Annotated in this window: 13 protein-coding genes; 8 read left to right on the top strand and 5 right to left on the bottom strand. The window is 67.9% G+C overall.

From position 1 onward, the window contains the following. The first annotated feature begins 185 nt into the window (after nt 1–185). From E8M01_RS02425 to E8M01_RS02460, 8 genes are all read left to right on the top strand, one after another. A complete protein-coding gene (locus E8M01_RS02425; RefSeq protein ID WP_136958653.1) occupies nt 186–1334 on the top strand; it encodes a DegT/DnrJ/EryC1/StrS family aminotransferase in 1149 nt (382 codons plus the stop codon). A gap of 278 nt (nt 1335–1612) precedes the next feature. Next, nucleotides 1613–2812 carry an IS256 family transposase gene (locus tag E8M01_RS02430; RefSeq protein ID WP_136958310.1) on the top strand — a complete coding sequence of 400 codons (1200 nt, stop codon included), beginning with the start codon at nt 1613–1615 and terminating at the stop codon, nt 2810–2812. A 60-nt stretch (nt 2813–2872) separates the two neighbouring features. Further along, nucleotides 2873–4231 carry a rhamnan synthesis F family protein gene (locus tag E8M01_RS02435; protein ID WP_170181741.1) on the top strand — a complete coding sequence of 453 codons (1359 nt, stop codon included), beginning with the start codon at nt 2873–2875 and terminating at the stop codon, nt 4229–4231. Nucleotides 4232–4364: 133 nt separating this feature from the next. Next, nucleotides 4365–4937, top strand: coding sequence for a dTDP-4-dehydrorhamnose 3,5-epimerase family protein (locus E8M01_RS02440; RefSeq protein WP_136958655.1), 573 nt, complete (start codon nt 4365–4367; stop codon nt 4935–4937). Continuing rightward, nucleotides 4934–5863, top strand: coding sequence for a Gfo/Idh/MocA family protein (locus E8M01_RS02445; protein WP_170181742.1), 930 nt, complete (start codon nt 4934–4936; stop codon nt 5861–5863). Before E8M01_RS02440 ends, E8M01_RS02445 begins: the two co-directional genes overlap by 4 nt. Then, nucleotides 5860–6870 carry a glycosyltransferase family 2 protein gene (locus E8M01_RS02450; RefSeq protein WP_136958657.1) on the top strand — a complete coding sequence of 337 codons (1011 nt, stop codon included), beginning with the start codon at nt 5860–5862 and terminating at the stop codon, nt 6868–6870. Before E8M01_RS02445 ends, E8M01_RS02450 begins: the two co-directional genes overlap by 4 nt. Before the next feature lie 161 nt (nt 6871–7031). Further along, nucleotides 7032–8042: an MraY family glycosyltransferase gene (locus E8M01_RS02455; protein ID WP_136958658.1), complete on the top strand. Its 1011-nt coding sequence runs from the start codon at nt 7032–7034 to the stop codon at nt 8040–8042. After that, the gene (locus E8M01_RS02460; RefSeq protein ID WP_170181743.1) at nt 8039–8977 is read left to right on the top strand and encodes an NAD-dependent epimerase/dehydratase family protein; all 939 of its coding nucleotides are present in this window, start codon (nt 8039–8041) and stop codon (nt 8975–8977) included. The genes E8M01_RS02455 and E8M01_RS02460 overlap by 4 nt, the downstream gene beginning before the upstream one ends. Here E8M01_RS02460 and E8M01_RS02465 read toward each other — a convergent pair. The 5 genes from E8M01_RS02465 to E8M01_RS02485 form a co-directional block, all read right to left on the bottom strand. Continuing rightward, nucleotides 8962–10398 carry a mannose-1-phosphate guanylyltransferase/mannose-6-phosphate isomerase gene (locus E8M01_RS02465; protein ID WP_136958660.1) on the bottom strand — a complete coding sequence of 479 codons (1437 nt, stop codon included), beginning with the start codon at nt 10396–10398 and terminating at the stop codon, nt 8962–8964. The two genes, E8M01_RS02460 and E8M01_RS02465, sit on opposite strands and share 16 nt — an antisense overlap. Before the next feature lie 120 nt (nt 10399–10518). Then, the gene (locus E8M01_RS02470) at nt 10519–11826 is read right to left on the bottom strand and encodes an O-antigen ligase family protein (RefSeq protein WP_136958661.1); all 1308 of its coding nucleotides are present in this window, start codon (nt 11824–11826) and stop codon (nt 10519–10521) included. A 25-nt stretch (nt 11827–11851) separates the two neighbouring features. Beyond that, nucleotides 11852–12601 carry an SDR family NAD(P)-dependent oxidoreductase gene (locus E8M01_RS02475; protein ID WP_136958662.1) on the bottom strand — a complete coding sequence of 250 codons (750 nt, stop codon included), beginning with the start codon at nt 12599–12601 and terminating at the stop codon, nt 11852–11854. Next, nucleotides 12601–13878, bottom strand: coding sequence for a beta-ketoacyl-ACP synthase (locus tag E8M01_RS02480; protein ID WP_246088572.1), 1278 nt, complete (start codon nt 13876–13878; stop codon nt 12601–12603). The genes E8M01_RS02475 and E8M01_RS02480 overlap by 1 nt, the downstream gene beginning before the upstream one ends. An 11-nt stretch (nt 13879–13889) precedes the next feature. Next, on the bottom strand, nt 13890–15092 hold the full coding sequence (locus tag E8M01_RS02485; protein WP_211596693.1) for a beta-ketoacyl-ACP synthase: 1203 nt from the start codon (nt 15090–15092) through the stop codon (nt 13890–13892). Nucleotides 15093–15115: the final 23 nt, after the last annotated feature.

A 15115-nucleotide genomic window follows, 5' to 3' on the forward strand; every position in this document is an offset into this window, starting at 1 on the left:
GCCGACCGCCGCGGTCCGCCCCGCCGCCATGCCGGAGCGCCGACGGCCGGGCCGCCCGTCACCTGCGGAAAGACAAAGTGATTTGGGATTGGCGCCCGACGCGTCTAGTTGCGGCGTCCAAGAGCCTTTCTTTTGAGCGCCCGGCCCCGGCCGGTCCGCCCCAGCCAGCCAAGAGACCGCCCCCGATGACCCAGGCCGCCACGCTCAGCCCCATCCCGTTCATCGATCTCGGCGCCCAGCGCCGCCGGCTGGGGACAAGCGTCGATGAAGCCATCCTGAAAGTGGTCAATCACGGCGCCTATGTCATGGGACCCGAGGTCTTCGCGCTGGAACAGGCGCTCGCCGAATTCTGCGGCAGCAAGGAGGCGGTGACCTGCGCCAGCGGCGACGATGCCCTGCTGATCACCCTCATGGCCAAGGGCGTGAAATCAGGCGACGCCGTGCTCTGCCCGGCCTTCACCTTCGTCTCCACCGGCTCGGTGGTCGTCCGGCTCGGCGCCACGCCGGTCTTCGTCGACGTCCACCCCGACACGTTCAACGTCGATGCCGCCTCCGTTGTGCTCGGCATCCGCAAGGCCCGGGAACTCGGCCTCAGGCCGGTCGGCTTCATCCCGGTCGACCTGTTCGGCCAGCCGGCCGATTACGACGCGCTGGAGCCGGTCTGTGCCGAGGAGGGGCTGTGGATCCTGTCGGACGCGGCCCAGTCGTTCGGCGCCACCTACAAGACCCGCAAGGTCGGCATGATGGGCATGGCCACCACGACCTCGTTCTTTCCGGCCAAGCCGCTCGGCTGCTACGGCGACGGCGGCGCGATCTTCACCGACGATGCCGAATTGGCCGCGCTGCTGCGCTCGATCCGCATCCACGGCCAGAATGTCGAGGACAAATACGACAACCAGCGCGTCGGCATGACTGGCCGCATGGACACGATCCAGGCCGCGGTTCTCCTGGAAAAACTGAAGATATTCCCGGACGAGGTCGACGCGCGCAACCGCGTCGCCGCCCGCTATGACGCGGCTTTGAGCGACATCGTCGATGTCCCGCTGGTTCTGGCGGGCTGCGTCTCGTCCTGGGCCCAATATACCGTCAAGCTGCGCGGCGCCGACCGGGCCGAATTCGCGAACCGCCTGAAGGCCCAGGGCGTGCCCACCGCCATCTATTATCCCAAGCCCCTGAACCAGCAAGGCGCCTACAGGCATTATCCCGTGGCTGGCAACGGACTGCCGGTGAGCGACCGGCTGGCCGGCGAAGTCATCAGCCTGCCGATGCACCCCTATCTCGACGAGACGCTGCAGGACCGCATCATCGCGAGCGTCAGGGCGGCGCTCAGCTGAAGGTGCGAATCCGACAGGCCGTTGCCGGCAGAGCCGGCAGGGCGTGACGCCGCCGCGGCGCGGCGTGCCGATTCCCGGCCCCGCGGCCGGAGAACCCGCTCGGCCGGGATTCGGCACCACGCAGCGCTGGCTGCGCCTCGCTTGGCGCGGCCCGTGGGCCTCGAAGTCCGACTATTCAGGGTCGTGTCCCGACTGGTGGTGTAACTGACGGGTGGTCATCGGCGGTTGCCGGTTAGGTTTGGGTTGCGACGACCAACCCCGAACCGAGAGATCCACCGATGACCGACGAGATGATGAACCTGCGCGGGCTGCTGGAGAAGAGCCCCGACGCCGATTTGCTGCGCGAGATGATCGGCTTTGCCGCCGGGCGGCTGATGGAGCTTGAGGTCAGCGGCCTTGCCGGCGCCGGCTTCGGCGAGAAGAGCCCGGACCGCCTGGCCCAGCGCAATGGCTATCGCGAGCGGGATTGGGAGACCCGCGCCGGCACGGTCGAGCTGCGCATCCCGAGGCTACGCAAAGGCTCCTACTTTCCGGGCTTTCTGGAGCCGCGCCGGCTGGCCGAGAAGGCGCTGACCGCGGTGATCCAGGAGGCTTACATCCAGGGCATCTCGACCCGCTCGGTCGATGACCTGGTCAAGGCGATGGGCATGAGCGGCATCTCGAAGAGCCAAGTCAGCCGGCTCTGCGAGGAAATCGACCAGCGCGTCCATGCGTTCCTCGACCGGCCGATCGAGGGCGACTGGCCCTATCTGTGGATCGACGCGACCTATGTGAAGGTCCGCCAGGCCGGCCGGATTGTCTCGGTGGCGGTGATCGTGGCGGTCGGTGTAAGCGGCGACGGTCGGCGCGAGGTGCTGGGCATGGATATCGGCCCCTCCGAGGCAGAGACGTTCTGGACGGCGTTCTTGCGCAAACTGGCCAGACGCGGCCTGCGCGGCGTAAAACTCGTCGTCTCCGACAGCCACGAAGGCATCAAGGCGGCGGTCTCCAAGGTGCTCACCGCGACCTGGCAGCGCTGCCGCGTGCACTTCATGAGGAATGCGCTCGCCCATGCCGGCCGCAGCGGGCGGCGCGTTGTCTCAGCCTTCATCGCCACCGCCTTCGCCCAGAACGATGCCGCCGCCGCCAGCCAGCAATGGCGCCGGGTCGCCGACCAGCTCAGGCCAACGGTGCCGAAACTGGCGGCTCTGATGGATACCGCCGAGACCGACGTGCTGGCCTATATGACCTTCCCGACGCAACATCGGGCGAAGCTCCACAGCACCAATCCGCTGGAGCGCGTCAACGGCGAGATCAAGCGCAGGACCGAGGTGGTCGGCATCTTCCCCAACGAGGCCGCCATCGCCCGGCTCGTCGGCGCGATCCTGCTCGAACAGAACGATGAATGGGCCGTCCAGCGGGCCCGCTACATGACCCTGGAAACCATGGCCGGCCTGAGCGATGATCCTAGTGTCGGCCTGCCAGCCGTGGCAGCCTGACCAGCCCGGCCTATGCCGGTGATCGTGGGGCCTTGCGCCAGCTACACCACGCTACGGGACATGACCCTATTCAGTAAGACGTCCCGGATTCAGGCCGCAAGGATCGACAGGTCGCGGGCCAGATCACCTGCCACCACAAGGTCAATACGATTCTCAATTTGCGCAAACTTGGCTCATCTTGCGACGCGCAAGAACATTGAGTTGTCTGTAGCCAGACCGTCCTCTATGGAAACCCGGTCGGGTCGACGCGAGTGCTTTCGTCTCGTCCAGGAACTTGAGGCAACCTTGATGCGGCGCGTGCAGGACTATTCTTATCGGACCCGCCGACGGACGCCGCTTGCCCGCCTCAGGGCGCGCTATTCGCGGCTGTTCCTTCACCTCGACAATGTCAGGGATATTGTCGGCGGGTCATGCAAGGACCTGCTGCTCAAATCCTCTCTGATGCGCCTCGCGCCGCCGGAGGTGCACCACAACCATCCCCTGTTTCCGGATGGGTCACGGCCGCGCCGGCTTTGCCTCTTCGCATCCTATTCGAAGACTTCGGTCGTTTCGGACATGGTGCTCGAACAGCTGCGCGCCTATCGGCAGGCGGGGTTTTCGATCGTCTTCGTGTCGATGTCGGCCGGTGTCTCCAAACCTGACCTGGAGCGACTGAGCGGGTTTTGCGCAACCGTCATCCGGCGGGACAATCACGGGCTGGACTTTGGCGCCTGGGCCGATGCGCTTCGCTTGCTGGCTGGCGAGACAACCGGCCTCGACAGCCTCCTCCTGACCAACGACTCCAATATCGGCCCCATCTCGCCGCTCGGTCCCTGGATCGAGAAATGCCTGGCAAGCGAGGGGATCTTCGGCTTGACCGAAAGCCTGCAGGGTGGCGCTCATCTGCAGTCCTATTTCCTGCTGGGTCACGGCCGCCGGGCCACCGAGGATTTGACCGCCTTTCTGCGCAAGCTGCGGGTTTCATTCAGCAAATGGATCCTCATCCAGCGCGGCGAGATCGGCTTGACGTCGGCGATGCGGCAACGCCATTTCGTTGCCGCCGTCATCGATCACGAGACGCTCGAGAACGCCGTGCTGGATGACATCGAGGCACAGCTGGAGCTGTCCGTCGTCTGCCCCGACCTGTTCGCCAATTTCGCCATCGACCAGCCGCCATCCGCCGGGATCCACGACCTGCAGGAGGCGAGACGCATCCGCGACCGCTACGGGTTGCGCCGGCGGCTGTTCAACTTTCCCCTGAACCCGACCCATCAATTGGCGTCGGTGCTGGTCAAGACGTTCAAATTCCCCTTCATCAAGACCGAGCTGATCGTCAAGAATCCGGCGCGGATGCCGTTTGCACCCGACTGGCGCTACTGCATCGACGATCAGAGCCCCTGCTCCGTCGAGATGATCGAGCGCCATATCGCCGGGCGGTAACCCCGGTCGTCGCGCATGGGTCGCCCCGGACGCTGCAGTGGAGAACCGCCTCGTCGCCGGCGCCGGGGCGCCGGCGGCCTGGACCCGATGATGCCGATGCGCTAACCCGCAGGTCCCTGGCCTGAGGATTTCGATGATCATCGATGCGATTTTGACGGCGCGGTCCGTTCTGGCGGAACACTTGCCTGTTCCCGACGGCGTGCGCATCAGGTCGCTGCGCACGCACAAGGACACGCGCGGCGATTTTACCGAGCTGTTCCGCGACGAATGGGACCTGGGGCCACGACCGCTGCAATGGAACATGACGCATTCGAACGCGAATGTTCTGCGCGGCGTTCACACCCATCGCTGGCACACCGACTACCTGGCCATGGCGGCCGGTGAAATGATCCTCGGCCTGCACGACATCCGGCCGCGATCGCCGACGCTCGGGGTCTCCTTGCTGCTGCGCCTGCAGGCCGAGGACCTGCATGTCGTGGCGATCCCTGTCGGGGTCGCCCACGGCTTCTATTTCGCCGAGCCGGCGATCACCCTCTACGCGGTCAGCCACTATTTCGACGGCAGCGACGAACTCGGCTGCCGGTGGAATGCGCCCGAACTCGATTTGCCATGGCCGTGCGACGATCCGCTGCTGTCGGAGCGTGACACGACCGCCGGCTCTTATTCCGCCATGATCGCCGACTGGCAAAGCGGGGCTCGAGCGTGACCCTTCGCATCGGGCTGATCGGCTGCGGCCGGTGGGGCAGGCTGATCCTGCGCGACCTGACGAGCGCCGGCGCGCAGGTGCATGTCGCCGCGCCGACCGATGCCACCCTGGCGCAGGCGCTGGCGCTCGGTGCCCGCACTGCCGAGCGCGATATCCTGGCCCTCGGGCCGATGGACGGCTATGTGGTCGCGACCCCGACCGCAACCCATGCGGCGGTGCTCGAACAACTGCTGCCGACCGGACGGCCGATTTTCGTCGAGAAGCCGATGACCGCCGATCTCGCCAGCGCGCGGCGCCTGGCCGCCGCGGCCGGCGATCGGCTGTTTGTCATGGACAAGTGGCGCTATCACCCTGGCATCGAGGCCATGCGGGCCGAAATTTCGGCCGGCGCGATCGGCGAGGTCCTGGCCATCCGCACCCAGCGCTGGGGCTGGGGCAATCCCCATGACGATGTCAGCGCGTTGTGGATCCTGGCGCCCCACGACCTGTCGATCACGCAGCATCTGATCGGAGAGATCCCGCCGCTGCGCAGCACCACCGTGATGCACCCCGCAGAGCCGGATCTCGGTTTCACCGTGCAGCTTGCCGGCGACCGGGGGCCGAGCGTCTCGATGGACATCGGGATTGCGAGCCCCGGCCACCAGCGCAGATGCCTCGTCGTGGGGCGCAACGGCGCCATCGAGCTGCGCGACGGCTATGACGACAAGGTCTTTGCCCGGATCGGGCCGCCAGGCCGGACCGGCGCGGCCGAGCGCGTCATCGAGGTTGGCCGGAAAATGCCCCTGCAGGCCGAGATCGAGACCTTCTTGTCTTTTGTCGCCGGTGGGCCGCCGCCGATGAGCACGGCTTGCGAGGGGCTGCGCGTGGTCGAACGCATCACCGAGATCGAAGCCACGCTGGCGATCGACGCGCGGAGGGCGCCATGACCACACCGGTCTTCACCATCCTCATGCCGATAACCCGCTCGCCCGAAATGCTGCCCTACGCCATCGCTTCGGTGCTTGCCCAGACGCGCGGCGATTTCGAGCTGTTCATCATCTGCGACGGCGCGCCACAGGAGACGGTCGACGCCGCAAGGACGGCCGCGGCCGGCGACCGACGCATCCGTGTCTTCGAACACCCGAAAGGCGAGAGACATGGCGAAGCCTATCGCGATCTCGCGCTCCGGCAGGCCGCCGGCCGGCTGGTCTGCCAGATTCCGGATGACGACCTCTGGTTTCCCGATCATCTCCAGGAGATCGAGCGCCTTCTCGCCGATTTCGAGTTCGGCAACCTGCCCCACGTTTCGGTGACGCCCGGCAGCGGCGCCCAAGTGCTCGTGGCCGACCTCGCCGATCCCGCCATCCAGCACCGGATGCGAACCACGCCTTTCAATATTTTCGGGCCGACCGTCACCGGCTACCGGCTCGAGGCCTACCGCCGGCTTCCCGTCGGCTGGTCTCCGGCGCCATCAAGCCTTGCCACCGATCTGTTCATGTGGCGGAAATTCCTGGCGCGACCGGACATCACGGCCGGCACCCGCTTCGGTACGGTCACGTCGATCCATTTTCCGGCCTCCCTGCGCAAAGACTGGACACCCGCTCAGCGCCACGACGAAATCGCCCGTCACGCACGGATCGTCAGGTCGCCCGCCGAAGGCGACCGATTCCGACAGCATGCGCAGCGGCGAACGGCCCGTGATTTCTATGGCTTGCAAGGCCTGGTCGAAGCCTCGCGCCAGGGCATGGACGCAGCCGAAGCACGCATCGCCACCGTTACCGGCGAACGCGATGTGCTAGCGGCGGCCTTGGCCGCGGCCAGGGAGCCGCACGACGATCTGCGGGCGCGATACGCCGAAGCGAGCGCACAACTGGCTGCGATGCGGACCAGCACCTCCTGGCGCCTGACCGCCAGCCTGCGCGCCGTTGGCCGGCGGATCAAGCGCCTGCGTTAGTCCTGCGGGCGCCGGACAACGGCAGGCGGCGCTGTCCCGAGCGCAAGACCGGGGCCGCACCGGCGAGGGCCTTGCGGCCGCACGCCGGCGCGGCTAGTCGAAGGGGGTTCGCGCAAGGTGCCACTGAAGGGGTCCTCACCATCTTCACCTTCGATCTCCCGATGTTTTCAGCCTATGCCGCGCTTGTCGCCGCCATCTCGACCTGGGTGCTGATCGCCCTGTCGCGGCCGCTGCTGACGCGCCTGGCGCTTGCCAGGCCCAATGGCCGCTCGTCGCATCGCCAGCCCGTGCCGCAAGGCGCCGGCCTGGCCATGGTGGCAGCCGCGCTGGTGATCATTCTGATCGCCTATGGCACGCGGCCGGCCCGTGACGTGGCCTGCCTCGCGTTCGCCGTCCTCGGGCTGACGGCGCTCGGTTTTGCCGACGATATCAGGCCGCTGCGCTGGCGCCTCAAGCTCGGCCTGCAGGCGCTCTGCTGCGTCGTCGCGGTCGCCGGCCTGCCGGCGAGCCTGCGCCTCGTGCCGGTCGAGAGCCTGTTCTGGGCCGAGCGCGCGGTCATGGCCCTCGCCCTGCTGGCCATGGTCAATATCGTCAATTTCATCGACGGTATCGACGAGATCAGCGCGGCCCATGCGGCTCCGGCGCTGGCCGCCGCGGCCATCGCCGGCGCCCTGTCGCTGGCCAGCGCGACCACCGGCCTGACCGCGGCCACCGGCTTCGGCGCGGTCGCCGGCTTCTGGCTGTGGAACCGCCATCCTGCGCGTATCTTCCTTGGCGATGCCGGCAGCCTGCCGCTCGGCCTCGTCATCGGCTGGCTGGCCATCCATCTCAGCGCCGAGGGCGCCCTGGCCGCCGGCCTGCTGATCGTGCTCTATCCGGTGGCGGATGCGACGATCACGCTCGCCGACCGGCTGCGGCGCGGCCGGAACGTCGCCGAACCGCATCGCGACCACGGCTATCAGCGCGCCGTCGACAGCGGCCTGCCGGTGCGCCGGGTCGCGGCGACGGTCGCGCTGGTCGCTTCCGCCACCGCCGTGCTGGCGCTGGTCACTCTCGCCGCCCCGCATCCGGTGGTGCAGGCTGGCTGCCTGGTGGTTGGCCTTGGCTGGGTCGTGCTGCCGATCACCGGCTGGATCCGGCGCAAGGCGCCGTCCACCGGAACCGGCCCGTGAGGGTCCTGGTCACCGGCGCCAGCGGTTTCGTCGGCGCCGCCATAGCGGAATTTCTGGCAAGCCAGGGCCATCAGCTGCGTGCCGGTGCCCGCGACCCCCGGATGATATCGGCACGGCCCGGCATCACGCCATGGGCCCTGCCCGATCTCGACAATCCCGTCGACTGGCGGCCGCATCTCGAAGGGCTCGATGCGGTGGTCCATGCCGCCGGCCTTGCCCATCAGTTGCCCGGAACCGGCGAAGACCGGATGATGCGCATCAATGCGCAAGCCGCCGGCGATCTCGCCCGCGCTGCGACTGCCGCCGGCATCCGGCATGTCGTGCTGATCTCGTCGATCCGCGCGATCGCCGGCCCCGCCGCCGACACGGCGCTGGTCGAAACCGACGAGCCCCGGCCGACCGACGCCTATGGCCGTTCCAAGCTTGCCGGCGAGCGCCTGACGCGCGAGGCCTTTCCTGCCGCGGTGGTGCTGCGCCCGGCCGTGGTCCATGGCGCCGGCGCCAAGGCCAATATGGCCCGGCTGGCGTGGCTGGCGCGGTTGGCCCTGCCCTTGCCGGTCGGCGGGCTTGCCGGCCGCCGGTCACTCGTCTCGGACCGCAACCTGGCCTCGGCCGTGGGTTTTGCCCTGGCCGCGCCGAAAGCGCCGGGACAGCTGTTCCATGTCACCGATGGAGCGCCGTTGACGCTGCCCGCGATGCTCGCCGCCATGCGAAAAGCGCTCGGCCGGGCGCCCGGCATCCTGAGCTTGCCGTTCCAGCTCGAGCGCCGGCTGATACGCCTCGGCGCTCCCGGGCTTTACGATCAGCTCGGCCGCGACCTGGTGGCATCCAATGCCGCTCTGCTCACCGCCGGCTGGGCTCCGGTCGAGCCGACGGCCGAGGGTCTTGGACGGACGGCGCTCGCCATCCGCCCGCAGGGTCAGACGCGCTTATAGTCGTCCTCGGAGCGGACGATATCGTCTTCGCCGAGATAGCTGCCCGACTGCACCTCGATCAGCTCGAGGTCGATCCTGCCTTCGTTGGACAGCCGGTGCCAGGCGCCGAGCGGGATATAGGTGCTCTCGTTCTCGCGCAGGATTTTGGCTGCGCCGTCGACCTCGACGGTGGCGGTGCCGCTGACGACGATCCAGTGCTCGGAGCGGTGGAAATGTTTCTGCAACGACAGCCGCGCACCGGGTTTCACCACGATGCGCTTGACCTGGAAGCGGGCACCGCGATCGATGCCCTCATAGGAGCCCCAGGGCCTGAGGACGCGGGTGTGCTCGTCGGCCAGCCGGCGGGTCGCATCGTCGGCGCGCAAGGCACCGACCAGCGCCTTCAATTCGTTCGCCACGCCACGGCGGGCGACCAGAACGGCATCCTTGGTGGTGATCACGGCGACATCGTCGAGGCCGATCACGGCGGTGTGGATGTCCTCGCTCGCGACGAAGGAATTGCGCGTATCGGTCAGCGACACGGCACCGCGCGCGGCGTTGCCGTCGGCGTCCTTCGGCGACATTTCCCACAAGGCGTTCCATGAGCCGAGGTCCGACCAGGCATAATCGGCCTCGATCACCGCGGCCCGGTCGGTGCGCTCCATCACCGCATAGTCGACGGATTTCGCCGGCGAGGTCGCGAAGATCTCGCGATCGATACGCTCGAAACTGATGCCGCCGGCGTGATCGACCCTGGTCGCCGCGGCAACCTTGGCCGCCACATCGGCGATCTCCGGCTCGTAGCGCTGCAGCTCGCCCAGGAACACATCGGCACGGAACAGGAAATTGCCGGAGTTCCAGAGATAGCCGTCGGCGAGGAACTTTTCAGCCGTCTCGGCATCCGGCTTTTCGACGAAGGCCGCGACCATGCGCACCCGTCCGTCCATCATGTCGCCCGGCCGGATATAACCGTAGCCGGTGGCCGGCTGGTTCGGCTTGATGCCGAAGGTGACCAGCGCCCCGGCTTGCGCCGCGTCGAGGCCGGCGCGCGCGGTCGCGGCGAAGGCGGCGCTGTCGGTGACCAGGTGATCGGCGGCAAGCACCAGCATGACCGCGTTCGGGTCGCTGGCGCGGATGAGCTCGGCCGCGACCGCGATCGCCGGGCCGGAATCGCGGCGCATCGGCTCGAGAAGAATGCGGCCGGTGACGCCGGCGCGCGCCAGCTGATCGGCCACCAGGAAGCGGAAATCCTCGCCGGTCACGACAACCGGGTCGGTGAACACCTTGGGGTCGGCGACCCGCGCCAGCGTGTCCTCGAAGGTCGAGCGATCACCGAGCAGCGGCAGGAACTGCTTCGGATAAGCCTCGCGCGAGGAGGGCCAGAGCCGCGTCCCCGCGCCGCCCGACAGGATCACCGGAACGATCCGCACTTGATCCGACATGGTACCCCAACCCTCCTGGACATGGCCCGACCCGGCCAGGACCTAGCGGCAATGCGCCGGAAGCGCCAGAATCTTTCGATAAAATGGTCAATATCGCGGGCCGGCCGCGCCGTCAGGCGATCATCGTTTCGGCGCGGCGAAGGACGGCCGCGCGAATGTCGTGTGGCCGGTCGCCGCCTGATGCACGCCGACCAGCAGGACCAGGAAAGCCGAGACGAACACCGTGTTCATCTGGTCGTGGCTGAAGATCAGGTTGGTCATGCCGAAAATGGCATAGCCGCCCGACAGCATGATGGCGAAGGCGACGCGGTCGCGGTAACGGTCGTCGCGCACCGAGCCGATCGCCACGATGATCGGCGCCGCCAGCAGCAGCAGCAGCGCGGCCAGGCCGACCAGTCCCCGGCCGACAGCGGTGGTGATGAATTCATTGTGCAGGTGGCGATAGGGCGGCACGTCGAAACCATCCCGGGCGGCCCGGCGGCGCACTTCGCCGACCGCGTTCTGGCTGCCGTAACCGAAGACCGGGCGCGCCAGGAAAGCCTCGGCGCCATAGGTCCAGAGGATGGCGCGATGCGCCGTGCTCTCGTCGTGACTGTTGAGCGCCTGGCCGGTCTCCAGCGAAGACTTCAGGGCGGCCAGCCGGCTCGGCACATTGGCAATGATGCCGAGGCCGCCGACGGTGACGCCGACCACGCTCAGCACCAGCACCGCCATGGCCGTCCGCCGGCGGATCGTCGGCCAGAGATAGATCCCCAGAGCCAGCACGATCAGCGGCAGGGCGAGCAGCGCCCCGCGGGTCTGCGACAAGAGACAGGCGCCAAAGCCCGCGCCCATCGCGACCAGGGCAAACAGCTTGTGCGGCCGCGGCAGCCTGGTGAAGCCGATGAGCGACAGGCCGGCCGCCAGGATCGCCACATCACCGAAGGGGATGGCATTGCCCATGCCGGCGGTGGCGCGCCAGCGGCCGAAAACGAACACCTCGCTGGCCGAATAGATCAGCGCCGAGATGGCGCCGGCCCTGATCCCATGCAGGAACAGGTCGAAGACGTCGATACGCGGCGACTGGATCAGTGCGCCGACCAGCACCGTGAAGACCAGGAAATGCAGGGTGGTCCCGACATCGAGCAAGCCGGCGAGCCGGTTCGGGAACAGCAGCGGCGACAACAGCTCGACGCCGAAATAGGCCAGACAGGCGATGCAGCCGAAGGCCGTCGACGGTGGCCAGACCCAGCCGATCCGGCCGGTCAGCCAGAGCACCGAGACATAGGCCGCGCCGGTGAAGAACCAGACGGTTGCCAGGCTGCCGAGCGGCAGCGGCAGAAAGCCCAGCAAGGGCGCGAACAGGAAAGCTGCACGGCTGGGGTCGTCGAAGGTCGCCCGGAACCAGCAGGCGGCGCGCGAGACGAAGGAGGGCGTCGGCCGAGTCATTGATTCCAATCCGGCTCAGCGCCTGTCAGCGCGACAGCCCCATCGAGGCGGTCAGGCCGCCATCCATGGTCAGCGTCGCGCCGGTCAGATAACCCGCCAGGGGCGACAGGAGATAAGCGACCAGCCCGCCGATTTCCTCCGGCCTGGCGAAGCGCCCGGCCGGGATCTGGCTTTCCATCTTGTCGCGGTAGTCGGCATATTTGGCCATCATGTCGGTGTCGACGAAGCCGGGCGCGACAATATTGACCGCAACCCCGCGCTTGGCGCTCTCGATCGCCAGCGTCCGGCAATAGGCGGCAAGTGCTGCCTTCGACGCGCCATAGGCGGCATTGCCCTGGTTGGACCGCTCCGCCGTCACCGAACCGATGGCGACGATGCGGCCTGTGCGTGCCCGCATCATCGGCCGGATCAGCGCCGACACCAGCCGGGTGAAGGCGAAGAAATTGATCTGCATCACCGCTTCCGCCTTGGCCTGGTCCATGACGGCGGCGAGCTGGTCGTAGGGCTGGCCGGCATTGTGGACGAGGCCGTAATAGGTCTCGCCCTGTTCGAGCTCGCCGACGAAAGCCTCGACCGCGTCCTTGTCGGCGAGATCGAGCGCCCTGGCGACGATGTCGCGTCCGGGATGGCTGGCCTTGACCTCGGCGACCAGCGCCTCGGCGGCGGCGCCCGACGAGCGCACCGTGAAGGTGACATCATGGCCGGCCCCGGCCAGGGCCCGGACGATGGCGGCCCCCATGCCTTTGGCGCCGCCGGTGACCAGGACGCGACCCATCAGGCCGGTTCCTTGGCAAGCACCAGGCAAACGTTCTGGCCGCCGAAACCGAAGGAGTTGGAGATGGCGCGGCTGACCTCGGCCTTGCGCGCGACATTCGGCACCACATCCATGGCGATCGTCGGATCGGCCTCGCCATGGTTGATGGTCGGCGGAATCACGCCGCGCGCGATGGTCATCAGGGTGAACACCGCCTCGATCGCGCCGGCGGCCGACAGGGTATGGCCGATCATCGACTTGTTCGACGACACCGCGATCGACTTCAGGTGGTCGCCGAACACCGCGGCCAGCCCGACATATTCCATCTTGTCGTTCTCGGGCGTCGAGGTGCCGTGGGCATTGACATATTGCACGTCCGCCGCGGTCACGCCGGCATCCTCGAGTGCATTGCGGATGCAGCCGATGATCGGCGCGCCGTCCGGGCTCGAACGGGTGCGATGGAACGAATCGGCCATCTCGCCGCAGCCTTCGACGACCCCCAGGATCGTGGCGCCGCGCGCCTTGGCATGTTCGTAGGATTCGAGCACCAGGGCGCCCGCCCCTTCCGCCATGACGAAGCCGTCGCGATCCTTGGAGAACGGTCGGGCCGCCGCCTCCGGCTTTTCGTTGCGTGTCGACAGGGCCGACAGGAGCGAGAAGCGCACCAGCGATTCCTGGTTGGCCGAGCCGTCGGCGCCGATCACCAGCGCCGCCTCGGTCTCGCCGCGGCGGATCGCCTCGACCGCCAGCTGGATGGCGGTGGCGCCGGTCGCGCAGGCCGTCGAGATCGAGATCGGCGCGCCCTTGGTGCCGAACCGGTCGGCCAGCTGGTCGCCGACCGAACCGAACAGGAAGCGCGTCTGCATGCGCGAAAAGTCCTGCGACGCGGCGCCCTTCAAGAGATCGGTATAGGTGATGCCTTCGTGCCGGCCGGAGGCGCGCGCCAGCTCCTGGCGCTGCGGCCATTCCATTTCCACCGGCGGCATGCCGAGGAACAAGGGACCGGGGAATTCGCCCTCGGCGCCGATCTTCGATTCGGCGATCGCCTCGTCGGCGGCCAGCGCCGCCATCTTGGTGGTCAGGTCGGGCGCGTTGTCGAAGGGCACGAAATCGACCGTGCCGCCGATCGTCGTGCGCAGGCCATCCACCGGAAAGCGGGTCAGCGCATGGATGCCGGACTGGCCGGCGGTCAGCTTGGCCCAGTTGTCTTCCTTGCCCTGGCCGAGCGAGGTGACCACGCCCATGCCGGTGACGACCACCACCGGCCGTCCCTGCCTGTCCTTCATCGCGCCAGCCATGTCAGCCTCCGTCAGATCGCTTCGACCAGGCCGAGACCCTCGCCGCGCCAATGGCCGACCGAGGTCACGACCGCCTGTTTCACCTTGCGGGTCATCGCCGCTTCATCGGTCGAACCGCCGACCGGCGGCACCGCCGCGCCGCGCGCCACCATCATCGCGGCCAGCGCGATATTGGCCGGGAAGGTCGCCTCGACGCTGTGGCCGATGACCGAGCCGGTCGCCCGGGTCGGCACCCGCCTTTGATCCAGCAGGTCGCGCTCGATCCGGACCGGCCCGGCGACGCCGGTCGCGCCCGAGACCACCACGGTGGCGCCGGGGATCAGCTGCGGCGAGATGGCGTTCCACTGGACGGCGAGCGAATGTTCGGCCTGGCCATCCTTGCGCGCGGTGCGGTCGGAGGTCACCGAGGTCAGCCTGGCGATCGGCTTGGCGCCGCGCTTTTCGGCATGGTCGCGCGCCTCGATCACCAGGAAGGCTCCAACCGAGCCGAGGATCGTGCCGCCGCCGTCCTTCTGGCGCGCCCAGACCGGCGCCCAGGGCTTGGTCCAGTTCATGTGGCCGAGCTCGAAATGCAGGATCGTATCGGGCCGCTCGGCGGAATAGGCGCCGCCGACCAGGAACAGGTCGCCCTGATCGGCATGGCAGCGGGCCAGCGCCACGCGGACCGCGTCGACGCCGGCCATTTCTTCGCCCATGAAGGTGCGCGACGAGCCGACCACGCCGTGGACGATCGAAATATTGCCGGCCAACAGGTTCGACAGCTGGGCCAGGAACAGGGTTGGCCTGAGGTCGTTCATCAGCCGTTCGTTGAGGAACGGCCCTGGCGTGTTCGAGGTCTCGAGCCCGCTCAGCACCTGCCCGTCGACCGCATAGTCACGCTCGCCGCCGCCGGCGGCGACCACCATGTGCATGGTCGACAGAAGGTCCTTGTTGTCCTTCAGGCCGGCATCGTCGAGCGCCAGGCCCGCGGCATAGGTGCCGAGCCGCTGCCAGGCTTCCATCTGGCGCCGATCGCCGCGATCGGGGATCTGCTTGACCACGTCGATGGCGGCGGCCGGATGCACATGATAGGGCGCATGAGCCGTCGAATCGAGCTTCAGCCAGTCATCCTGGCCGCCGCCAAGAGCCGCCCAATGCGCGTCGAGCCCCTCGCCGAGCGCCGTGACAAGGCCGATCCCGGTGATCCAGGCCTCGCGTTCCGGGGCAATCGACATCAAGCACTCCTATTATCGCATCG

The organism is Phreatobacter stygius (assembly GCF_005144885.1).
Lineage (GTDB): Bacteria > Pseudomonadota > Alphaproteobacteria > Rhizobiales > Phreatobacteraceae > Phreatobacter > Phreatobacter stygius.

What these genes read in the sequence shown, in the direction of transcription:
- E8M01_RS02425 (WP_136958653.1), top strand. Translation starts at nt 186, where the DNA reads ATGACCCAGGCCGCCACGCTCAGCCCCATCCCGTTCATCGATCTCGGC.
- E8M01_RS02430 (WP_136958310.1), top strand. Translation starts at nt 1,613, where the DNA reads ATGACCGACGAGATGATGAACCTGCGCGGGCTGCTGGAGAAGAGCCCC.
- E8M01_RS02435 (WP_170181741.1), top strand. Translation starts at nt 2,873, where the DNA reads ATGACCCTATTCAGTAAGACGTCCCGGATTCAGGCCGCAAGGATCGAC.
- E8M01_RS02440 (WP_136958655.1), top strand. Translation starts at nt 4,365, where the DNA reads ATGATCATCGATGCGATTTTGACGGCGCGGTCCGTTCTGGCGGAACAC.
- E8M01_RS02450 (WP_136958657.1), top strand. Translation starts at nt 5,860, where the DNA reads ATGACCACACCGGTCTTCACCATCCTCATGCCGATAACCCGCTCGCCC.
- E8M01_RS02455 (WP_136958658.1), top strand. Translation starts at nt 7,032, where the DNA reads ATGTTTTCAGCCTATGCCGCGCTTGTCGCCGCCATCTCGACCTGGGTG.
- E8M01_RS02465 (WP_136958660.1), bottom strand. Translation starts at nt 10,398, where the DNA reads ATGTCGGATCAAGTGCGGATCGTTCCGGTGATCCTGTCGGGCGGCGCG.
- E8M01_RS02470 (WP_136958661.1), bottom strand. Translation starts at nt 11,826, where the DNA reads ATGACTCGGCCGACGCCCTCCTTCGTCTCGCGCGCCGCCTGCTGGTTC.
- E8M01_RS02475 (WP_136958662.1), bottom strand. Translation starts at nt 12,601, where the DNA reads ATGGGTCGCGTCCTGGTCACCGGCGGCGCCAAAGGCATGGGGGCCGCC.
- E8M01_RS02480 (WP_246088572.1), bottom strand. Translation starts at nt 13,878, where the DNA reads ATGGCTGGCGCGATGAAGGACAGGCAGGGACGGCCGGTGGTGGTCGTC.
- E8M01_RS02485 (WP_211596693.1), bottom strand. Translation starts at nt 15,092, where the DNA reads ATGTCGATTGCCCCGGAACGCGAGGCCTGGATCACCGGGATCGGCCTT.